Below are 20,002 nucleotides of genomic sequence, written 5' to 3' on the forward strand. Positions count from 1 at the left end.
ACGAGGCCCGTCGCACCAGCGCCCATGGCCCGCCCCACCCTTCGAGACGAGCGCTGCGCGCTCTCCTCAGGGTGAGGCTCCGGATCCGGGGCGGCCGGGAAATCTACCCCACCAGCCCCTCGAACTCGGCCACCACGCGGGTGTAGAGGTCGCGCTTGAACGGCACGATCAGGGTCGGCACTTCGGCCAGCGGCATCCATCGCCATTCCGAGAATTCCGGGTGCTCGGTGCCGACATTGATGTCGGCATCGCTGCCGGTGAAGCGCAGTGCGAACCATTTCTGGCGCTGGCCGCGGTAGCGGCCCTTCCAGGCGCGGTCGGCGATCTCGCGGGGCAGGTCGTAGGCGATCCAGCCCTTGCTCTCGGCGATGATCTCGGCCTTGTCGGTGCCGATTTCCTCACCCAGTTCGCGCAAGGCGGCCTGGGCCGGTTCCTCGCCCGGATCGATGCCGCCCTGGGGGAATTGCCAGGCCGGGCCGGGGGTGTCGATGCGCTTGCCGACGAAGGCCAGTCCGTCCCGGTTCAGCAGCACCAGGCCGATGCCGGGCCGATAGGGGCGCTGCTCGTAGGGCGGCTGCTGCTGGTGCTTGCTCACGATTTCCCTCCCGTGCCCTGGCGCACCACGGCCGAGACCGGGGCCAGGGTGATGCCGCGGTCGGGCAGGGCCGCCAGGAAGACCACCAGCCGCTCGAAGGTGATGGGGCGCGGCCCGGCCATCACCACCATGCGGCCCTTTTCCGGCGCCGCCTCGGCGATGCGGGCGAGGCGGGAATCGATGGCGTCGCGGAACGGCTCGGTATCGATGGCGGCGGCGGGGGCCAGGGCGGGCGGGCGCGGCTCCTCCGCCGCGCCCTCGCCGACATAGAGCAGCCCGCGGGCCTTGAGCGCCGCCAGGGTGGCGGCCAACTGGGGCGAGCGGGTATAGGGTCCCGCGTTCACCCACACCCCGACATAGCCGGCGGCGCGGCCGAGCACCCGCTCCAGGCGGGTCAGATTGTCCTCGGGCGTCAGCGCCAGGCGCAGGCCCATCGGCCCGGGATCGCGGGCGGGGAAGCCGGAAGCCTCGGCGGGCAGGTCCAGCATCACCTCGTGGCCGCCGTCGCGGGCCTTCTTGATCCACTTGTCCAGGCCGCCGGCATAGGGGCTGAAGGACAAAGTGACCTCGGGCGGCAGCTTGGCGATGGCGGCGTCGGTGGCCTCCTTGTCGAGGCCCAGGCCGGTGACCAGAACCGCCAGTCGCGGCCGGTCCTGGACGTCCTCGAAGGGGCGGGAATAAACCTGCCAGGGCTGCTTGCCGTCGCGCCCGATCGCCGGAAGCGCGCCGTTGCGGCCCTGCTGGACCAGGCCTTCCACCGGGGCCGGCGGCAGCGGCTTGACCTCGCCGATGCGGGCCGGCAGCTGGGCATAGCTGGCGGGCGCCTCGGGATTGCGCGGCACCGGCGCCACCGGGGCGACGGCCGGGGACGGCGGGGCGGCCGGCGCGGCGCCGGTGGGAGGCGGCGTGGCGGGAGGGGTGGCGCCGGGAGGGGTGGCGCCGGGAGAGATTGCGGGCGCGGCGGCCGGTTCGGGTTTGGCTTCGGCGGCCGGCTTCACCTCGGGCGGGGCGGCGGCGGGTGGCGCCGAGGGCGGCGGCGGCAGGGCGGCGGCGGGTGGGGCCGGGGGCGGCGGCGGCGCGGCGGCGACAGGCGGCGGGGCGGGCGCGGCGGCAGAGCCTTGGGACGGCGCGGGAGGCGGCGTCAGCAATTCCCCCGGTCCCTCGGCCCGCCGGGGCTCGGGCGGGAGGTCGCCTGCCGGCTGCCCGCGGCCGGGCATGTCCATGGCCAGGCGCGGCGTGTCGGCGACGTCCAGCATGGCGATGACGTCGCGGCTGTCGGCGTTCATCAAGACATAGCCGCCGGCGCCCAGTCCGCTGCCGAGGACGATCACCGCCAGGCCGATCAGCAGCGGCCGGGCGTTGAAGCGGCGTGGTGGCGGCGGCTCGGCCGCCACCACCAGCCGGTCGAGATCGAAATCCTCCTCGTCGTCCAAGGAGTCCATGAGGGCTAGTTGGCCTGCGGGCGATAGAGGGAAAGCCCGCGGATCAGGTCCAGCGCCCGCGCCAGCTGGTAGTCCTGCGCCGGATCGCCCATCTTGATGGCCACCATGGCGCCGGCACCGGCCGGCTTGTCGGCGGCGGCGCCCTCGGGGGCACCGGGCAGCGGCGCCTTGGACTGGGGCTCGGACGGGGTGGGGACGGGGGCCGGGGCCGGGGCCGCCTTGTCCTTGCCCTTGCCGTCGGGGTTCTGCAGGGCGTGACGCAGGCTGGCCTCGGAGCGGCGGTCGCGTTCGGGCACCGCGATGGGCTCGACCTTGGACTGCAGCACCTTGATGTCGGGCTCGATGCCCACCGCCTGGATCGAGCGGCCCGACGGGGTGTAGTAGCGCGCCGTGGTCAGGCGCATGGAGCCGTGGCCGGGCAGCGGGATCAGGGTCTGGACCGAGCCCTTGCCGAACGATCGGGTGCCCAGGATCAGGGCGCGGCGGTGGTCCTGCAGCGCTCCGGCGACGATCTCCGAGGCCGAGGCGGAGCCGTCATTGACCAGCACCACCAGCGGCAGCCCCTCGGTGATGTCGCCCGGGCGGGCGTTGAAGCGCTGGGTCTCCTCGACCCGGCGGGCGCGGGTGGAGACGATCTCGCCCTTGTCGAGGAAATCGTCGGACACCAGGATCGCCTGGTCCAGCAGGCCGCCGGGATTGTTGCGCAGGTCGATGACGAAGCCGGTCAGGCCCTTGCCGACGTCCTTCTTCAGCTGGGCGACATGGCGGCGCAGGTCGGCATCGGTGGTCTGGCTGAACTGGCTGATGCGGACATAGCCGATATTGCCCTCGGCGTGGGACTTCACCGTCTGGATGCGGATGACGGCGCGGGTCAGCTTGACGTCGAACGGTTCGGTGGTGGTCCGGCGCACGGTCAGGCGGATGTCGGTGTTGACCGGGCCGCGCATGCGCTCGACCGCCTCGGACAGGGTCAGGCCCAGAACCGGCTCGCCGTCCAGGTGGGTGACGAAGTCGCCCGGCTGCAGCCCGGCGCGGTAGGCCGGGGTGTCGTCGATGGGCGAGACCACCTTGACGAAGCCGTTCTCCATGGTGACTTCGATGCCCAGCCCGCCGAACTCGCCCTTGGTGCTGATGTCCATGTCACGGGAGTTCTTGGCGTTGAGGTAGCTCGAATGGGGATCGAGCGAGGTCAGCATGCCGTTCAGCGCCGCCTCGATCAGCTCCTCGTCCTTGACCGGCTCGACGTAGTCGGCACGCACCTTCTCGAACACCTCGGCGAACAGTTCCATCAGCCGATAGGTTTCCTTGCGCTCGGTCGCGGCCTCGGCCGGGGTGAGCACGGTGGTCGCCAGCAACGCGGCGCTGCCCGCCGCGATCAGGGTCTTGCGAATCATCCACTAACCTTACTTTTTTGTGCCGTGAGCCAAGGCAACGGGTTGACCGGCTGCCCCTGGCGGCGCAGCTCGACATACAAAGAGGGAGAGGACTCGTCCCGCCCCATGACGCCGACGGGCTCGCCCGCCAGCAGGCGCTGGCCGACACTGGCGTCGATCCGGGCCATCCCCGCAAGCAGCGTATGATAGCCTTCGCTGTGTTCGATGATCAAGAGCAGCCCATACCCACGGAAGGGGCCGGCGAAAGCCACCTGACCATCGTAAGGGGCGATCACCTGGGCGTCGCGTCGCGTTGCGATGCTGAGTCCCTTGGACACCACGCCGACCGCGTTGGGCTGGCCGAAGCGGCCAACCACCTTGCCGCGGGCGGGAAACGGCATCTTGCCCTGGGCCGCCGAGAACGACTTCTCGGCGCCCATGGGACGGGCGGCGGCGGCGGCGCGGGCGGCGGCCTCGGCGGCATGCATCGCCTTTTGCGCTTCCAGCTCCTTCTGTCGCGCTTCCGCCTGGGCGCGGATTTCCACCTCGCGGGCGGCGCGGGCGGCGGCCAGTTCGCGCTCGCGGCGTTCCTTCTCCGCCCGTTGCGCCGCGATCTCGGCCTCGCGCGCCGCCTTCTGGGCGGCCAGTTCGGCTTCGCGGGCGGCCTTGCGGGCGGCGATCTCGGCCTCGCGGGCGGCCCGCTCGGCCTCGGCCTTGGCGGCGGCCTCGGCGAGGCGGCGCTGGCGCTCCTCTTCCAGGCGGAGCAGCAGGTCGCGCAGATCCTCGGCCTCGTGGGCCAGCTGTTGCAGCCGGCGCTCGGCGGCGTCGCCCTGGGCCAGGGTGGCCGATTGCAGCAGCGACTTCCTGTCCCACATGTCCTTCAGCCGGTGGTGTTCCGCCTCGAGGCGGCCGGCGGTGGCGGCGATGCGCTTCTTCTGCTCCGCCACCTCGGTGCGCAGGCGCCCCATGATCTCGATCTCGCCCTTGAGGTCCTGGGCCGAACGTTCGATCTGCGGCACCGCGGCGCGCAGCAGGATGGCCGAGCGCACGGTATCGGCGGGCGATTGCGGCTGGGCGATCAGCGCCTCGGTGGGGCGCCAGGCGAGGCGCTGCAGCGCCGTCAGCACGCCGGTCATCTGTGCCGAGCGCCGCCGCAGCGCCTCGCCCTTATCGACCTCCATCTGCTTGAGGTCCTCGAGCTGGGATTCCAGCTCGGACAGCACCTCCTCGCTTTCCTGGGCGGCGCGGGCGGCGGCCACCATGTCGCTGCGCAGCCGCGCCAGCTCGTCGGAAATCTCGCGCGCCTTGCGGCGGATCTGCTCGTGCTCGCCGCGGCTGCGCTTCAGTTCGTCCTCGAGCTCGTGCAGGCGGCGGTCGGCGGCGGCGGCGGCCGGGTCGGGCACCGGCTGGGCGCGCGCCGGCAGCGCCGCCAGCAGGGCGGCAACGACCACGAGGGCGGGCGCGTTATTCCGCCGCACGGGTCCCCGCTGCCTCGGGCAGAAGCAGCGGCCGCCCGGTCATCTCGGCGGGCCGGGCCAGCCCCAGCAGCGCCAGCAGGGTCGGCGCCACGTCGGCCAGCCGGCCGGCCGCCAGCCCGGTGATGCCGGCGGGCGGATTGACCAGCACCGCATCGACCGGGCCGGTGGTGTGGGCGGTGTGCGGCTGGTGGGTGGACGGGTCGCGCATCAGCTCGGCATTGCCGTGGTCGGCGGTGACCAGCATGGTGCCGCCGGCGGCGGTGATCGCCGCCTCGAGGCGGCCCAGGCAGGCATCGACGGTCTCGGCGGCCTTGATGGCGGCGGGCAGGATGCCGGTATGGCCGACCATGTCGCCATTGGCGAAGTTGGCGACGACGAGGTCGTACTTGCCCGAGCCGATGGCCTCGACCAGGCGGTCGCAGACCTCGGGCGCGCTCATCTCGGGCTGCAGGTCGTAGGTGGCGACCCGGGGGCTGGGCACCAGGATGCGGTCCTCGTGCGCGAACACCTGCTCGCGCCCGCCGTTGAAGAAGAAGGTGACGTGGGCGTATTTCTCGGTCTCGGCGATGCGCAGCTGGCTCATGCCGGCGTCGCACACCACCTCGCCCATGATGCGCTCCAGCGATTCGGCCGGGAAGACGGTGGCCAGGAAGGCGTTCAGGTCGGCCGAGTATTCGGTCAGGCCGAGCCTGGCCGAAAAGGCGGGAAGCCGTTCGCGGGCGAAGCCGTCGAAGGCGGGATCGACCAGGGCGTGCAGGATCTCGCGGGCGCGGTCGGCGCGGAAATTGCCCATCAGCAGGCCGTCGCCGTCCTTCATGCCGGTATAACCCTGGATGGCCACCGGCAGCATGAACTCGTCGGTCTTGCCGGCCTCGTACGAGGCCTGGATCGCCCCCGCCGGCTCGGCCGCCACCGGCGCCTCGGCCGCCGCCATGGCCTTCCAGGCCAGCTGCACGCGGTCCCAGCGCTTGTCGCGGTCCATGGCGTAGTAGCGCCCCGCCACCGTGGCGACGCGAATGTCGGCGCCGGCGATGTCGGCGAGGAAGCGGACCATGTAGTCCTTGGCCGAAGAGGGCGGGGTGTCGCGGCCGTCGAGGAAGGCATGGACCCGCACCGGCACGCCGGCATCGGCGATGATGCGCGCCAGCGCCGCCAGGTGGTCCTGGTGCGAATGCACGCCGCCCGGGCTCATCAGCCCCATCAGGTGCATGACGCCGCCCGCCGCCCTGACCTTGGCGACGGCCTCCCGCAGCACCGGGTTGGCGGCCAGCGAGCCATCGGCCACCGCCAGGTCGATGCGCGGCAGGTCCTGCATCACCACCCGGCCGGCGCCCAGGTTCATGTGCCCGACTTCGGAATTGCCCATCTGGCCGTCGGGCAGCCCCACCGACAGGCCCGACGTCTGCAGCAGGGCATGGGGGCAGGTGGCCACCAGGCGGTCCCAGTTGGGGGTGTCGGCAAGGGCGATGGCGTTGTCCTCGCGCTCGTCGCGGTGGCCCCAGCCATCAAGGATGCACAACACGACGGGGCGGGGGCGGGAAGAGGTCTGGGTCATGGCGCGGCCAATCTTGGGGTTGCGGCGAATTTAGAGGTTCGGACGTCGGGGCGCCACAGCGGCGGCGCGGGCAAGGCGCAGCCTACACCTTTTCGTGCCGGGCAGCTATCCTACCCGGTCGGGGCCGCCGCACGGCCAGGTCCCGGATGTCGGGTGCCGTCCCCCGGCCGTCAATGCCGGACTGCTGCAATGGGGTTGGCGCCATGTGGTGGGATGACGCCCAATCCTGCCCATGCTAGCCTTGTCGCTTCCCGCCGCCGCCCAAGCTGGACCCTCACGCCGGAGGCCCCCATGTCCGATTCCCTCGTTTTGCTCGAACGGCTGGTGGCCAAGGCCCGCGCCGCCGGCGCCGATGCCGCCGACGCGGTGCTGGTCGATTCGGTGTCGCTGTCGGTGGGCATCCGCCTGGGGGCGCTGGAGCGGATGGAGCGCTCGGAATCCGGCGATATCGGGCTGCGCGTGCTGGTCGGCCGGCGCCAGGCCATGGTGTCGTCGTCGGACCGCGCGGCCGCCGCCCTGGACGAGTTGGTGGAGCGCGCCGTCGCCATGGCCCGGGCGGTGCCCGAGGACCCCTATGGCGGTCTCGCCGACCCCGACGAGTTGGCCCGTGACTTCCCCGACCTGGAGTCCTGCGATGCCGCCGAGCCGTCGGCCGAGACCCTGCTCGACATGGTCCGCCGCGCCGAGGACAGCGCCCGGGCGGTGACCGGGGTGACCAATTCGGAAGGCGCCGATGCCGGCTGGGCCAGGTCGGCCATGGCCTTCGTCGCCTCCAACGGCTTCGCCCACACCTATGCCGTCACCTCGTCGTCGCTGTCGGCCTCGGTGCTGGCCGGCGAGGCCGCCTCGGGCATGGAGCGCGACTACGACTACACCTCGGCGGTCCATTTCGCCGATCTGCGCCCCCCCGAGGACGTCGGCCACGAGGCCGGGCGCCGCGCGGTGCGCCGCCTGGGCTCGCGCAAGGTGAAGACCTGCCAGGTGCCGGTGATCTACGATCCCAGGGTGTCGCGCGGCCTGCTGGGCAGCCTGGCCGGCGCCGTCAACGGCGCCGCGGTGGCGCGCGGCACCAGCTTCCTCAAGGACCGCATGGGCACCCAGGTGTTCGCCCCGGGCATCCGCATCGTCGATGATCCCCACCGCAAGCGGGGCCTGCGCTCGCGCCCCTGCGACGGCGAAGGGGTGGCGGGGCGGAAGCTGGCGGTGGTCGAGGACGGCACCCTGGCCAGCTGGCTGCTGGATTGCCGCTCGGCCCGGCAATTGGGGCTGAAGAGCACCGGCCATGCCGGCCGCGGCACCGCCTCGCCGCCGTCGCCCTCGGCCAGCAACCTCTACATGGAGCCGGGGGTGGTGACGGTGGCCGAGATGATCGGCGACATTCCATCGGGGTTCTACGTCACCGACCTGTTCGGCCAGGGCGTCAACGGCGTCACCGGCGATTATTCGCGGGGCGCCGCCGGCTTCTGGATCGAGGGCGGCGAGATCGCCTATCCGGTGTCGGAAGTGACCATCGCCGGCAACCTGAAGGACATGTTTCCCCGGCTGGTCCCGGCCAGCGATCTGGTGTTCCGCTACGGTGTCGATTGCCCCACCGTGCGCATCGACGGCATGACGGTGGCGGGGGCCTGAGCGCAAGCCGCTTTTCACGGCCTTAACCCTTTGGTAAGGTTTCCGCCTCGATCGGGGTGCGGGGGCACCCCGCACACGTTCAGGGGACTGTTTGATGCTCCGCCAGACCGCCTTCACCCTGTGTGTCGCCGCCCTTGTGGCGGCCTGCAACGGCCCGGTGCGCGACGGGATGGGCGGCTCCGGCAGCTCCCCGGCGTATTTCGGCTTCCGCTCGGACGAACAGCACGCGCTGTCCACCATCGCCGCGCTCGAGCAGGGCAAGGCGGTGGAGTGGAAGATTTCGGACAGCAGCTTCGGCAGCGCCCGCCCCACCCTGGCCGCCTACCAGGACCGCGGCGGCCGCGCCTGCCGAGGCCTGGCGCAAAGCCGCACCGACGGCTCCGACGTGACCGCCCGCGAGGTCACCGGCTGCAAGTCCCTGGACGGCACCTGGGTGGTCAGCGACTACGCCGCCGACAAGGCGGACTGACCGCCCCTTATCGTGCCCAAATGAAAAGGGGCGCCTTCCGGCGCCCCTTCGCATGTCAGGCCTCGTCGGCCAGGTTCCAGGTGGCGGGCGAGCGCCACAGGCGGGACTTCAGGAGTTCGCGCAGGTAGATGAACTCCTTGGGCAGGCGGTCGAGGAACTTGTCGAACAGTTCCTCCTGGCTGCGGGCCTCGGCGATGCCGGCCTCGCGGTCGATGCTCATCAGCTCCTGGAACTTGTCCTTGGGGTAGTCCAGGCCGTCCCACGGGATGTCGTCGTAGGTGGGGACCATGCCGAACGGGCTTTCGATGCCCGGGGCGCGGCCGTGCACGCGATCGACGATCCACGTCAGCACCCGCATGTTCTCGCCGAAGCCCGGCCACATGAACTTGCCGTTCGAATCCTTGCGGAACCAGTTGACCCGGAAGATCGGCGGCGGGTTGTTGACGGTGCGGCCCATGGAGAGCCAGTGGTTGAAGTAGTCGGCCATGTTGTAGCCGCAGAACGGCAGCATGGCGAAGGGATCGCGGCGGATGGCGGCCTGGCCGACGGCGGCGGCGGTGGCCTCGGAGCCCATGGTGGCGGCCAGATAGACGCCGTGCGCCCAGTTGAACGACTGGTACACCAGCGGCATGGTCTTGGACAGCCGGCCGCCGAAGATGAAGGCCGAGATGGGCACGCCGGCCGGGTTCTCCCAATCGGGATCGACGGTCGGGCACTGGCCCACCGGGGCGGTGAAGCGGGCATTGGGATGGGCCGCCGGCTCGGTCGAGTCGGGGGTCCAGTCGCGGCCCTTCCAGTCGATCAGGTGGGCCGGCTTGTCCGCGGTCATGCCCTCCCACCAGACGTCGCCGTCATCGGTCAGCGCCACGTTGGTGAAGATGGAGTTGGAGGCGCAGGCCGCCATGGCGTTGGCGTTGGTGTCGGCCCCGGTGCCGGGGGCGACGCCGAAGAACCCGGCTTCCGGGTTGATGGCGTAGAACCTGCCGTCGGCGCCCGGCTTGATCCAGGCGATGTCGTCGCCGACGGTCCAGATCTTCCAGCCGTCGAAGCCCTTGGGCGGCTGCAGCATGGCGAAGTTGGTCTTGCCGCAGGCGCTGGGGAAGGCGGCGGCGACGTAGGTCTTCTCGCCCGCCGGGTTCTCGACACCGACGATCAGCATGTGCTCGGCCAGCCAGCCCTCGTCGCGGGCCATGGTCGAGGCGATGCGCAGCGCGAAGCACTTCTTGCCCAAGAGCGCGTTGCCGCCGTAGCCCGAGCCGAACGACCAGATGGTGCGGGTCTCGGGGAAGTGGCTGATGGTGATGTTGTCAGGGTTGCACGGCCACGCCACGTCCTTCTCGCCGGGCGCCAGCGGCTTGCCCACCGAGTGGACGCAGCGCACGAAATCGCCGTCCTTGGCGATCAGGTCCAGCACCTTCTGGCCCATGCGGGTCATGATCCGCATGTTGGTGCAGACATAGGGGGAATCGGTGATCTCGACGCCGATATGGGCGATGTCCGAGCCCAGCGGCCCCATGGAGAACGGCACCACGTACATGGTGCGCCCCGTCATGCAGCCGTCGTAGAGCGCCTCCATGCGCGTCTTCATCTCGCGCGGGTCGACCCAGTTGTTGGTGGGGCCGGCGTCGTCCTTGTTGTGGCAGCAGATGAAGGTGCGGTCCTCGACGCGGGCGACGTCGCGCGGGTCCGAGCGGCAGTAATACGAGTTCGGGCGCTTGGCGGGGTTCAGCTTGGTCATGGTGCCGCCGGCGACCATCAGCTCGCACAGGGCGTCGTATTCGGCCTCGGAGCCGTCGCAGATGTGGATGGCTTCGGGCTTGCACAGCCGCGCCATCTCGTCGATCCACGCCAGCAGGTTGGCGTTGATGGTCGTCCCGCCGGGGATACCGAGTTTGCTCATGTCCGCTGTCTCCGTCCCTTGCGAAGGGTGTCGCCGAGTCCGCCGGACTCGAATGAGGAGGCCGAAGATAACGGCGAAGTGGACCCGGGGCAATGCCTTTGCCGTGCCGTTACCGCCCCGAAAGTCTAGGTCTGGGCTCCACCCCGGGCGAGGGCGATCAGCGCCGCCTTGGCCGCCTCCGCCCCCTCCGCCGGGGCGGGGAAGGCGATGCGCAGGAACCGCTCCTCCCGGGTAAGGTCGATGCCGTCGGGGTCCAGCCCGGCCAGGTGCCAGCCGCTCCCCTCGGCGCCACCATGGACCCGGGCGATGCGATCGACGGAATCGGCGTGGTGGTCGTTCATGTGCGCCAGCATGTCCGCTTCGGCCGCCGCCAGGTCCGCCACTGCCGGGGACAGGCCGAAGGGGGCGTCGAACCACACCGCGCGGGCGAAGCCGCCGACGAAATGGGCCCGCTCGGGCTCCACCCGCCAGAACCCGAAATCGCCGAAATCGGCGTACATGGCCGCCCCCGGATGGCGGGCCAGGAAGCGGGCCTTGAGGCGGGGATCGTCGCTGCGGGCGGCCCGCCCGGTCAGGGTGACGCGCGGCCCGGTCTGCGGATTGGGATGGCCGTCGGTGCCGTCGAACAGCAGCGACACGCGGGCATCGGCGGCGATGTTGCGGCTGTGGTCGGCCAGGCCCGACAGCAGCAGGATGGGGGCGAAATCGTGGTCCAGCGCCACCGTCACCAGCGAGGCATAGGGGGCGCCGCCGGACTCGGCCAGCACGGTGGCCAGCGCCGCCTTGCGCGCGGCGCGGGCGACCTGGCGCAGCGCCCGGCGATTGTCGGCGGGCAATTGACCGGGATCATGCGCGGCGGACTGGTTCATGGCATCATCCGGCTGGTGACAGGAAAAGGGATTTTCGCAGATGAGACACCGCGTGGGAATGCTCGCTTTCGCATTGGCCCTGTTGGCAGCGCCGGCCTTGGCCGGCCCCGCCTTTGCCGGAAACGCCGGCGAACCCACCATCGAGGTCACCGGCGCCTGGGCGCGGGCGACGCCGCCCAGGCCGCCCATCGGCGGCGCCTACCTGTCCATCCGCAATCGCGGCGAGGCGCCGGACCGGCTGGTGGGGGCGGACTCGCCGGTGGCCAAGACGGCGGAACTGCACGCCCATGTCCGCAACGGCGAGGTGCTGTCCATGGTGGCGCTGGCCGACGTGGAAATCCGCCCCGGCCAGACCGTGGAATTCGCTCCCGGCGGCCTGCACGTCATGCTGATGGGGCTGTCGGCGCCGCTGAAGGCCGGCAGCGTCTTCCCCCTGACCCTGCGCTTCGCCAAGGCCGGGGCGGTGACGGTCGAGGTCGCGGTCCGCCCCATCGGCGCCGCTGGACCCGAGGCCATGGCCCCCGACGGCATGGTGCACGACCCGGCCATGCACCAGCAGCACATGGCCGATCCCGCCCATCGCGAGATGCACGAAAGCATGCATGGACCCGGACAATAGCGGGAACCAACCCTCGCCCGCCTGCGGGCGAGGGAATGTGTCGCCGCGGACCCGGAAAATAGTCGCCCCCCTTCCCGGGGGGGGGCTGGGAAGGGGGGCTGAAGGCCGGAACGGCTTGGGGGGGGGCTGGGGGGCCGTTCCGACTGAGGCCTAATATGACATCACATTGAGAATGAATTTCATGTGCCATGTGAGCGGCTGTGCGCATTTTTGTGAAAACGGTGTGAATGGCGGTCGATTTTCGCCCCATTGGCCCCGGCGCCAATTTCGCCACAATGGGGGGCCAGATTCCGCAATGGGAGTATCCCGCCCCCGCGGGCTTGCCAGCTCTTTCCGATTCGGTAACCCTTTGGTGGCCGTCTCTTCGGGAGTAGATTCGTGGTGCACACAATTGCCCTGGTCGATGACGACCGCAACATCCTGACTTCGGTTTCCATGGCGCTGGAGGCCGAGGGCTTCAAGGTGCGTACCTACACCGACGGCGCCGAGGCCCTGCGCGGGCTGGCGGCGCAGCCGTCGGACCTGGCGGTGCTCGACATCAAGATGCCGCGCATGGACGGCATGGAGCTGCTGCAGCGCCTGCGCAAGAACTCGGCCATCCCGGTGATCTTCCTCACCTCCAAGGACGACGAGGTGGACGAGCTGATGGGCCTGCGCATGGGCGCCGACGACTACATCAAGAAGCCGTTCTCGCAGAAGCTGCTGATCGAACGCATCCGCGCCCTGCTGCGCCGCCTGGAGATGGCCGACGGCAGCGAGCCGGCGGCGGGCTCGACCCTGGTGCGCGGCGAGCTGGTGCTTGATCCCGGCCGCCACGTCTGCACCTGGAAGGGGCAGAAGGTGGATCTCACCGTCACCGAGTTCCTGATCCTCAAGTCGCTGGCCAGCCGGCCGGGGCACGTCAAGAACCGCGACCAGCTGATCGACGCCGCCTATGGCGAGCACATCTACGTCGACGACCGCACCATCGACAGCCACATCAAGCGGCTGCGCAAGAAGTTCCGCGAGGTCGACGACAGCTTCGGCCATATCGAGACCCTGTACGGCGTGGGCTACCGCTACCGTGACGAAGCCTGAGGCCATGCCTCGGCGCCGTCGCAAGTGGCGGCCGCTGGGCTCGCCGCTGACCCGGCGCATCCTGGCGGTCAACCTGATCGCGCCGGTGCTGCTGGTGGCCGGGCTGCTCTATCTCGACCGCTACAAGCAGGGCCTGATCCGCGCCGAGCTGGCCGGCCTCGCCACCCAGGCCGAGATGGTCGCCGGCGCGGTGGGCGAGGGCGCGGTCAGCGAACAGGCCATGGGTTTCCTCGAACTCAACAACGAGCTGGCGCAGCAGATGGTGCGCCGCCTGGCCAAGCCGGCCAACCTGAGGGCACGGCTGTTCGATGCGGTGGGCGAGCTGGCGGCGGATTCGCGCTATCTGCTGTCGCCCAAGGGCAACATCCAGATCGAGGAACTGGAGCAGCTGGCCGGCCGCGGCTGGCGGGCGCGCCTGTCGGGGGTGTGGGACCGGCTCACCACCTGGATGCCCGAGGACGAAAGCCTGCCCCTCTACAGCGAATCCCTGCAGCAGCGCGCCGACCATTATCCCGAGGTCATGGCCGCCCTGGCCGGGCGGGTCGAGACCGGCGTGCGGGCGCGCAATGGCGGCGGCATCGTGCTGTCGGTGGCGGTGCCGGTGCAGCGCTACAAGCAGGTGGTCGGCGCGCTGATGGTCAGCCATGACGGCCGCAACGTCGCCCGCTCGCTGTTCCAGGTCCGCCTCGCCATCCTGCAGGTCTTCGCGGTGGCCCTGGCCATCACCATCGGCCTGTCGCTGTACATGGCCGGCACCATCGCCCGCCCGATCCGCCGGCTGGCGGTGGCGGCCGAGCAGGTGCGCCACGGCCATGGGCGGCGCCACCGCATTCCCGACTTCTCGGACCGCCACGACGAGATCGGCGAGCTGTCGCTGGCGCTGAAGGAGATGACCGAGGCGCTGTGGACCCGCATGGATGCCATCGAGCGCTTCGCCGCCGACGTCGCCCACGAGATCAAGAACCCGCTGACCAGCGTGCGCTCGGCGGTGGAGACGGCGGCCAGGGTCAGCGATCCGGCGCAGCAGCGCAAATTGCTGGCCATCGTCCAGGACGACGTCGAACGCCTCAACCGCCTGATCACCGACATCTCTGACGCCTCGCGGGTGGACGCCGAGATGAGCCGCGCCGAGACCGAGCCGGTGCCGGTGCGCGCCATGGTCGAGACCCTGGGCGAAATCTACCGCGCCACCGCCGAAGAGGATGGCCCCCGCTTCGTGGTCGAGGTCCCGGCCAACGGCGATCCGCTGGTGGTCCAGGGCATCGAGGGCCGGCTGGTGCAGGTGCTGCGCAACCTGATCGGCAACGCGGTGTCGTTCAGCCCCGAGGGCGGCACCATCCGCCTGGTCGCCGAGCGCGAGGGCAAGTATGTGCGCGTCAGTGTCGAGGATGACGGTCCCGGCATCCCAGAGGGCAAACTGGAGGCGGTGTTCGAACGCTTCTACAGCGAACGGCCCGAGGCCGAGAAGTTCGGCACACACTCAGGCTTAGGGTTGTCCATCAGCCGCCAGATCGTCACCGCCCTGGGCGGCCTGATCTGGGCCGAGAACATGCCGAAGGGCGGGACCCGACTGGTGGTCAAGCTGCCGGCGGGATGAGGGGGGGCTTCCGGCCAGTCCGCCCGTCATCTGGAATTGGACAAGCATCGTAGCCATTCTTACATATCTTAATTTATTTTCACTTGAAAATATGCCGTGAAACATAGTTTCGACCGTGGGCTTTCCTGATACAGTATTCACGGAAAATTCCTGGCAACCGACCTGCTGATGTGTGTGGCATGGTTATGAACAGGGTTATCCACATATTTCACATGGCTATATCGCTAGAAAATTTTCACATCCTGCTGCGCGGTCTCGCCCTGAGTCGAGGCCGGGCGGGCGGCGATTTCCGGCCCGGGGGGGCGCTGTTGGGGCGTGGCGTTACAACTTGAAATGTTTGCGGCACGGAAGATATTCGGCTATGGTCGAAATCCGGCGCCGATTCATCGGTGGGGTGAATGGTGGCGCCCGGGGTGGTGCCGAGAGGTGCGTATGGTAGAATTGGTTGTCCGGCGGTTAAGTGTGGGCAAGGTTTCCCGGGCGAGGACACCTGATGCCGGGAGTGGGGTCATTCTGCCCTCCTCCGATGCCGCGCCGCCGCCGCCACGGACCCTGACCGCAAAACAGCAGGCCGATCTCGCCGCCATTGACGACGATGTCGCCCGCATGGTCAAGGAACTGCCGTCCATGGACCGCGGTCAGGCCCTGAAGTATGCCACCGCCCGGCTCAAGAAGGGCGCCTCAAAGGCCTGACGCAGTATGCCGTCCGTAAAGCACGAGCTCATTGCGCTCCGGCTTGCAGCCGTTGGCAAAAGAGACTTCCTGGAAATCGCCATTGACGAGTTGCGCGCGGGCAAGGTCGTCCAGGACGTCGGGCGGCGGACAGGGCTCAACCGAAAGATCGCGCTGCTGGCATCCGTATGGATGCGCCAGCCGTTCTCGACCTCGGGGCAGAGTCCGCTCAAGGTCAGCTATGCCTTGATGCTGCGCGGCATGGCGACGGTCGGACTTCCGACCCGGGATCCCCGCTGCAAGGAATGCTGGGACCTGGACGAGTGTCATCACGGCAACCTGTGCCTGGCCTTTATCATCGACCAAAAGGTCGATGCCGCGAAGGAACTGTCGGAGGATGCCATCCGCCAGTTCATGGACGGACGCCAGAACGACCTGGACGCCCATATCGTGGCGGTCGCGGAGAGACTTCATCGGTACCGCGAATACGCCCGGACCAATTTGGCGCGCAAGCGGCCCTCCACCCGCTCGCTGCTTGACCGAATTCTCGGATGGGGAGGTTCGCGCCGCCACTAAGGTCGCGACCATTCCTTCCCGCTGCCTTGACTCCCCCGCCGTCCCGCTCCACCCTCCTTTCATGCAGCTGGTACACGGCACCAGTGTCGAGATCGGCGGCCATGCCGTCCTCATCCGCGGCCCCTCGGGCAGCGGCAAGTCCGACCTTGCGCTCCGGCTGATCGATCATGGCGCCACCCTGGTGGCCGACGACCGGACCGAGCTGTCGGCCGAGGGCGGGCGGCTGTTCGCCGCGTCGCCGGCCACCATCGCCGGCATGCTGGAGGTGCGCGGGCTGGGCATCATGCGCCTGCCCCACCGCGAGCGGGCGCCGCTGGCCCTGGTCATCGATCTGGTCGCCGCCGAGCGGGTCGAGCGCCTGCCCGAGCCGGTCGCCACAGCGTATCTGGGGGTGCGGGTGCCGGCCCTGGCCTTGGCCCCGTTCGAAGCCTCGGCCGCCGCCAAGGTTCGCCTTGCGATGCTTTCGGCGACAAGAGATATAATGAGCCGGCCATGACCGAAGCCCCTCCCGTTTCCCGCGATCCCGCGCTGCGCTCCGGCTCCGCCGGCCGGGTGGTCGTGGTCACCGGCCTGTCGGGGGCGGGCAAGACCTCGGCCCTGAAGGTGTTCGAGGACATGGGCTACGAGGCGGTGGACAATCTGCCGGTCACCCTGCTCGACAGCCTGGTCAAGCCGGGCGGCGGGCTGAAGCGGCCGCTGGCGGTGGGCATCGACATCCGCAGCCGCGATTTCGGGGTCGAGCCGGTGCTGGCCGAGATCGACAAGCTGATGGCCGGGGCCGACCTCGATCTGCGTCTGCTGTTCCTCGATTGCGAGGACGAAGTGCTGCGCCGGCGCTTCACCGAGACCCGGCGGCGCCATCCGCTGGCCGCCGACCGGCCGCTGATCGACGGCATCCGCCACGAACGTGCCCTGGTTTCGCCCTTGAAGCGCCGCTCGGATGTGGTGTTCGATACCTCGAGCCTGGCGCCCGGCGAATTCAAGCGGGTGCTGTCGGGCTATTTCGGGCTCGACACGGACAAGGACCTGCTGGTGTTCGTCACCTCCTTCGCCTACCGCAACGGGCTGCCGCGCGAGGCCGACCTGGTGTTCGACGCCCGCTTCCTCGCCAATCCCCATTACGTGCCGGAGCTGAAGCCGCTGACCGGGCGCGATCCCGGCGTCGCCGCGTTCGTTTCCGCCGATGCGGTCTTCCCGGCCTTCATGGATTCCCTCACCGGCCTGCTGGCGCCGCTGCTGCCGCGCTTCGCCGCCGAGGGCAAGAGCTACCTGACCATCGCCGTGGGCTGCACCGGCGGACGCCATCGCTCGGTGTTCGTCGCCGAGCGGCTGGCGGCATGGCTGCGGGACCAGGGGGCCCGCGTCGAGCTCAGGCACCGCGAGCTCGAGGAGGGGGGAGCATGACAAGGGGATGGCAATGATCGGACTGGTACTGGTAACCCATGGCCGCCTCGCCGACGAGCTGGTCGCCGCCATGGAGCATGTGGTCGGGCCGCAGCCCAACGTCGCCTCGGTATGCATCGGCCCCGACGACGACATGGAGCGGCGCCGCGACGACATCCTGGCCAGCGTGGCCGCCTGCGACGACGGCACCGGGGTGGTGCTGCTCACCGACATGTTCGGGGGCACGCCGTCCAACCTCGCCATCTCGATCATGGACAAGGCCCATGTGGAGGTCATCGCCGGGGTCAACCTGCCGATGCTGATCAAGCTGGCCAGCGTGCGCCACACCGAGCCGCTGATGGACGCCGTCGCCTCGGCCCAGGACGCCGGGCGCAAATACATCAACGTGGCCTCGAAGCTGCTGACCCAGGACCGCAAATGAACGCCGAAACCCCCGCCGCCCCGGTCGGCGACGCGCCCAAGCGCCAGGCCACCATCTGCAACCGCCGCGGCCTGCATGCCCGCGCCGCGGCCAAGTTCGTCAAACTGGCCGCCACCTTCGACGCCCAGGTCAGCGTGTCCCATCGCGGCACCGAGGTGTCGGGGCTGTCGATCATGGGGCTGATGATGCTGGCGGCGGCGCCGGGATGCTGCATCGAGCTGGCGGCGGACGGGCCGCAGGCGGCCGAGGCGCTGGACGCCCTGTGCGGCCTGATCGCCCAGAAGTTCGACGAAGAGGATTAGGGTGTTTGCGGGCCGAGCGTCGCCGTTTCCGTCGGGCCTCATCCTGAGGAGGCCCGAAGGACCGTCTCGAAGGACGAGGCCCGTGCGCGGTCCTTGGCCCGCCTCGCCCTTCGAGACGCGCCCGGGGCGCTCCTCAGGGTGAGGCTAGTGAAGGGCCCCGACCAGTTTCAACGAACAAAAAATCACCCAGGGATGGCTGCGTTCGAGAAGGAGACGGATGACCCAGGCCGACAACACCGGCACCGACACGCCCCCTGCCGCCACGAACCGACCGGCCGCCGCCGAGTTGGTGCTGGACGGCATGGGCGTCGCCCGCGGAATCGCCATCGGCATCGTCCACCGCCATGATTCCGAGGCGGTGACGGTGCTCGAGTACCGCATCGCCACCGGCCGGGTCGAACCCGAAAAGATCCGCTTCGCCGAGGCCGCCGAGAAGGCCGGCCGGCAGGTGGCGCAACTGCAGGCCAAGGCCGAGACGCTGGACGGCTCGGCCGCCGAGGAGCTGGGCTACCTGCTCGACGCCTACCAGCAGATGCTGCGCGGCTCGCGCCTGATCCGCGGCGTGCAGCGGCGCATCGAGGCCGACCGCATCAACGCCGAGGCGGCGGTGCAGCACGAGATCGACCAGATCGCGCGCGGTTTCGAGGCCATGGAGGACAGCTACCTGTCGGCCCGCGTCGCCGACATCCGCGACCTCGGGCGCCGCCTGATCCGCAACCTCACCGGCCGTCCCTACCGCCCCTTCCAGGTGCTGCCCAGGAATGCCGTCATCCTGGCCGAGGACCTGACGCCGGCCGATACCGCGCTGCTCGACCCCAAGCAGGTGGCCGGCCTCGCCACCGTGCTGGGCGGGGCCGAGAGCCACACCGCCATCATGGCCCGCTCGCTGGGGCTGCCGGCGGTCCTGGGGGTGGCCGGGCTGCTGAAGGAGGTGCGGTCCGGCGACGTCGCCATCGTCGATGGCCGCGAGGGCCGGGTCATCCTCAATCCCGCCCGGGCCACCCTGGAAACCTACCGCCGCAAGCGCGCCGACTTCCTGCGGGGGCGGCGGGCGCTGTCGCGCCTCCGCGACGTGCCCGCGGTCACCCGCGACGGCGCCCGCATCGCGCTGCAGGCCAATATCGAGCTGCCGTCCGAGGTGGATTCGGTGCTGTCCGCCGGGGCCGAGGGCATCGGCCTGCTGCGCTCGGAATTCCTGTTCATGAACCGCGACGACATCCCCGGCGAGGACGAGCAGTTCGCCGTGCTGAAGGAGCTGGTCGAGCGCATGGGCGGGCGGCCGGTGACCATCCGCACCCTCGACGTCGGCGGCGACAAGCTGGCCCGCAGCCTGGGCATCCATCCCGGCCCCAACCCGTCGCTGGGCCTGCGCGCCGTGCGCCTGTCGCTGGCCCGCCCGGAACTGCTGGACGCCCAGCTGGCCGCCATCCTGCGCGCCTCAGCCCTGGGCCCGATCCGCATCCTGGTGCCCATGGTCGCCACCGTCGAGGAGATGGTGGCGGTGCGCGACGCCATGGGCCGCGCGGTCAAGAGCCTGAAGCGCCGCCATCTCGCCATGGCCGACCCGCTGCCGCCGCTGGGAGTGATGATCGAGGTGCCTGGCGCCGCCCTGGGCGCCGACGCCCTGGCCTGGCACGCCGATTTCTTCTCCATCGGCACCAACGACCTCACCCAGTACACCCTGGCCATCGACCGCGCCGATGAAACCGTCGCCCATCTCTACAACCCGCTGCATCCGGCGGTGCTGCGGCTGATCCAGTTCTCGGCCGAGGCGGCGCTGCGGGCCCGCATCCCGGTCGGCATCTGCGGCGAGATGGCCGGCGACCCGCGCTTCGCCTCGCTGCTGCTGGGCCTGGGCATCCGCGAGCTGTCCATGTCGGCCACCAACATCCCGGTGGTCAAGCAGCGCATCCGCACCATGGACCTGGTCGCCGCCACCCGCCGCGCCCGCGTCATCATGGACCAGAGCGACAGCGCCCGCATCTCGCAGCTGCTGGACAGCTTCAACGAGGGTGAGGGGTAGG

19 protein-coding genes are annotated in these 20,002 nt (G+C 70.1%); 12 read left to right on the top strand and 7 right to left on the bottom strand.

Features of this window, described 5'->3' with window-relative positions; all coding sequences use genetic code 11:
* Window positions 1-103 precede the first annotated feature (103 nt).
* From MTBUT4_RS05260 to gpmI, 5 genes are read right to left on the bottom strand one after another with little or no spacing between them, the layout of a single operon-like run.
* Window positions 104-595 (bottom strand): RNA pyrophosphohydrolase, encoded by a 492-nt coding sequence (locus MTBUT4_RS05260; protein WP_371737577.1) that lies wholly within the window; start codon window positions 593-595, stop codon window positions 104-106.
* Window positions 592-2,037, bottom strand: a complete 1,446-nt coding sequence (locus tag MTBUT4_RS05265; RefSeq protein ID WP_173978617.1) for a divergent polysaccharide deacetylase family protein — start codon at window positions 2,035-2,037, stop codon at window positions 592-594. The genes MTBUT4_RS05260 and MTBUT4_RS05265 overlap by 4 nt, the downstream gene beginning before the upstream one ends.
* A 5-nt stretch (window positions 2,038-2,042) precedes the next feature.
* The gene (locus tag MTBUT4_RS05270; protein WP_173978618.1) at window positions 2,043-3,431 is read right to left on the bottom strand and encodes a S41 family peptidase; all 1,389 of its coding nucleotides are present in this window, start codon (window positions 3,429-3,431) and stop codon (window positions 2,043-2,045) included.
* Entirely contained in the window at window positions 3,428-4,861 is a 1,434-nt protein-coding gene (locus tag MTBUT4_RS05275; protein WP_254434749.1) for a murein hydrolase activator EnvC, read from the bottom strand. The genes MTBUT4_RS05270 and MTBUT4_RS05275 overlap by 4 nt, the downstream gene beginning before the upstream one ends.
* A 13-nt stretch (window positions 4,862-4,874) precedes the next feature.
* Window positions 4,875-6,443, bottom strand: coding sequence for a 2,3-bisphosphoglycerate-independent phosphoglycerate mutase (gene gpmI, locus MTBUT4_RS05280; protein WP_173978619.1), 1,569 nt, complete (start codon window positions 6,441-6,443; stop codon window positions 4,875-4,877).
* 291 nt (window positions 6,444-6,734) lie between these two features.
* Between gpmI and MTBUT4_RS05285 the strand changes: the two genes are divergently transcribed.
* Entirely contained in the window at window positions 6,735-8,072 is a 1,338-nt protein-coding gene (locus MTBUT4_RS05285; protein ID WP_217424113.1) for a TldD/PmbA family protein, read from the top strand.
* A gap of 94 nt (window positions 8,073-8,166) precedes the next feature.
* Window positions 8,167-8,541 (top strand): hypothetical protein, encoded by a 375-nt coding sequence (locus MTBUT4_RS05290; RefSeq protein ID WP_173978621.1) that lies wholly within the window; start codon window positions 8,167-8,169, stop codon window positions 8,539-8,541.
* A gap of 55 nt (window positions 8,542-8,596) precedes the next feature.
* Here MTBUT4_RS05290 and MTBUT4_RS05295 read toward each other — a convergent pair whose 3' ends face one another.
* Together MTBUT4_RS05295 and MTBUT4_RS05300 are read right to left on the bottom strand one after the other, a co-directional pair.
* Complete coding sequence (locus MTBUT4_RS05295; RefSeq protein ID WP_173978622.1) at window positions 8,597-10,441, bottom strand: phosphoenolpyruvate carboxykinase (GTP); 1,845 nt, start codon at window positions 10,439-10,441, stop codon at window positions 8,597-8,599.
* Window positions 10,442-10,566: 125 nt separating this feature from the next.
* Window positions 10,567-11,310 (bottom strand): HugZ family protein, encoded by a 744-nt coding sequence (locus MTBUT4_RS05300; protein WP_173978623.1) that lies wholly within the window; start codon window positions 11,308-11,310, stop codon window positions 10,567-10,569.
* Between the two features lie 58 nt (window positions 11,311-11,368).
* Here MTBUT4_RS05300 and MTBUT4_RS05305 point away from each other — a divergent pair, with 58 nt between their 5' ends.
* The 10 genes from MTBUT4_RS05305 to ptsP all read left to right on the top strand — a co-directional run bounded on the left by MTBUT4_RS05305 (window position 11,369) and on the right by ptsP (window position 20,001).
* The gene (locus MTBUT4_RS05305; RefSeq protein WP_173978624.1) at window positions 11,369-11,929 is read left to right on the top strand and encodes a copper chaperone PCu(A)C; all 561 of its coding nucleotides are present in this window, start codon (window positions 11,369-11,371) and stop codon (window positions 11,927-11,929) included.
* Window positions 11,930-12,307: 378 nt separating this feature from the next.
* Window positions 12,308-13,006: a response regulator transcription factor gene (locus MTBUT4_RS05310; protein ID WP_173978625.1), complete on the top strand. Its 699-nt coding sequence runs from the start codon at window positions 12,308-12,310 to the stop codon at window positions 13,004-13,006.
* Between the two features lie 4 nt (window positions 13,007-13,010).
* Window positions 13,011-14,603, top strand: coding sequence for a stimulus-sensing domain-containing protein (locus MTBUT4_RS05315; RefSeq protein ID WP_173978626.1), 1,593 nt, complete (start codon window positions 13,011-13,013; stop codon window positions 14,601-14,603).
* A gap of 462 nt (window positions 14,604-15,065) precedes the next feature.
* A complete protein-coding gene (locus MTBUT4_RS05320) occupies window positions 15,066-15,296 on the top strand; it encodes a hypothetical protein (protein WP_173978627.1) in 231 nt (76 codons plus the stop codon).
* A gap of 6 nt (window positions 15,297-15,302) precedes the next feature.
* Window positions 15,303-15,851, top strand: a complete 549-nt coding sequence (locus MTBUT4_RS05325; protein WP_173978628.1) for a hypothetical protein — start codon at window positions 15,303-15,305, stop codon at window positions 15,849-15,851.
* Window positions 15,852-15,912: 61 nt separating this feature from the next.
* Entirely contained in the window at window positions 15,913-16,347 is a 435-nt protein-coding gene (locus MTBUT4_RS05330) for an HPr kinase/phosphorylase (protein WP_173978629.1), read from the top strand.
* The gene (rapZ, locus tag MTBUT4_RS05335; RefSeq protein WP_173978630.1) at window positions 16,344-17,255 is read left to right on the top strand and encodes an RNase adapter RapZ; all 912 of its coding nucleotides are present in this window, start codon (window positions 16,344-16,346) and stop codon (window positions 17,253-17,255) included. Before MTBUT4_RS05330 ends, rapZ begins: the two co-directional genes overlap by 4 nt.
* A gap of 13 nt (window positions 17,256-17,268) precedes the next feature.
* Window positions 17,269-17,676, top strand: coding sequence for a PTS sugar transporter subunit IIA (locus MTBUT4_RS05340; protein ID WP_173978631.1), 408 nt, complete (start codon window positions 17,269-17,271; stop codon window positions 17,674-17,676).
* On the top strand, window positions 17,673-17,978 hold the full coding sequence (locus MTBUT4_RS05345; protein WP_173978632.1) for an HPr family phosphocarrier protein: 306 nt from the start codon (window positions 17,673-17,675) through the stop codon (window positions 17,976-17,978). Before MTBUT4_RS05340 ends, MTBUT4_RS05345 begins: the two co-directional genes overlap by 4 nt.
* A 217-nt stretch (window positions 17,979-18,195) precedes the next feature.
* Window positions 18,196-20,001, top strand: a complete 1,806-nt coding sequence (ptsP, locus tag MTBUT4_RS05350; RefSeq protein WP_173978633.1) for a phosphoenolpyruvate--protein phosphotransferase — start codon at window positions 18,196-18,198, stop codon at window positions 19,999-20,001.
* Window position 20,002 lies beyond the last annotated feature (1 nt).

The organism is Magnetospirillum sp. UT-4, from assembly GCF_902729435.1.
Classification (GTDB): domain Bacteria; phylum Pseudomonadota; class Alphaproteobacteria; order Rhodospirillales; family Magnetospirillaceae; genus Magnetospirillum.

What these genes read in the sequence shown, in the direction of transcription:
- MTBUT4_RS05265 (WP_173978617.1), bottom strand. Translation starts at nt 2,037, where the DNA reads ATGGACTCCTTGGACGACGAGGAGGATTTCGATCTCGACCGGCTGGTG.
- MTBUT4_RS05270 (WP_173978618.1), bottom strand. Translation starts at nt 3,431, where the DNA reads ATGATTCGCAAGACCCTGATCGCGGCGGGCAGCGCCGCGTTGCTGGCG.
- gpmI (WP_173978619.1), bottom strand. Translation starts at nt 6,443, where the DNA reads ATGACCCAGACCTCTTCCCGCCCCCGCCCCGTCGTGTTGTGCATCCTT.
- MTBUT4_RS05285 (WP_217424113.1), top strand. Translation starts at nt 6,735, where the DNA reads ATGTCCGATTCCCTCGTTTTGCTCGAACGGCTGGTGGCCAAGGCCCGC.
- MTBUT4_RS05290 (WP_173978621.1), top strand. Translation starts at nt 8,167, where the DNA reads ATGCTCCGCCAGACCGCCTTCACCCTGTGTGTCGCCGCCCTTGTGGCG.
- MTBUT4_RS05295 (WP_173978622.1), bottom strand. Translation starts at nt 10,441, where the DNA reads ATGAGCAAACTCGGTATCCCCGGCGGGACGACCATCAACGCCAACCTG.
- MTBUT4_RS05300 (WP_173978623.1), bottom strand. Translation starts at nt 11,310, where the DNA reads ATGAACCAGTCCGCCGCGCATGATCCCGGTCAATTGCCCGCCGACAAT.
- MTBUT4_RS05305 (WP_173978624.1), top strand. Translation starts at nt 11,369, where the DNA reads ATGCTCGCTTTCGCATTGGCCCTGTTGGCAGCGCCGGCCTTGGCCGGC.
- MTBUT4_RS05315 (WP_173978626.1), top strand. Translation starts at nt 13,011, where the DNA reads ATGCCTCGGCGCCGTCGCAAGTGGCGGCCGCTGGGCTCGCCGCTGACC.
- MTBUT4_RS05325 (WP_173978628.1), top strand. Translation starts at nt 15,303, where the DNA reads ATGCCGTCCGTAAAGCACGAGCTCATTGCGCTCCGGCTTGCAGCCGTT.
- MTBUT4_RS05330 (WP_173978629.1), top strand. Translation starts at nt 15,913, where the DNA reads ATGCAGCTGGTACACGGCACCAGTGTCGAGATCGGCGGCCATGCCGTC.
- rapZ (WP_173978630.1), top strand. Translation starts at nt 16,344, where the DNA reads ATGACCGAAGCCCCTCCCGTTTCCCGCGATCCCGCGCTGCGCTCCGGC.
- MTBUT4_RS05340 (WP_173978631.1), top strand. Translation starts at nt 17,269, where the DNA reads ATGATCGGACTGGTACTGGTAACCCATGGCCGCCTCGCCGACGAGCTG.
- MTBUT4_RS05345 (WP_173978632.1), top strand. Translation starts at nt 17,673, where the DNA reads ATGAACGCCGAAACCCCCGCCGCCCCGGTCGGCGACGCGCCCAAGCGC.
- ptsP (WP_173978633.1), top strand. Translation starts at nt 18,196, where the DNA reads ATGACCCAGGCCGACAACACCGGCACCGACACGCCCCCTGCCGCCACG.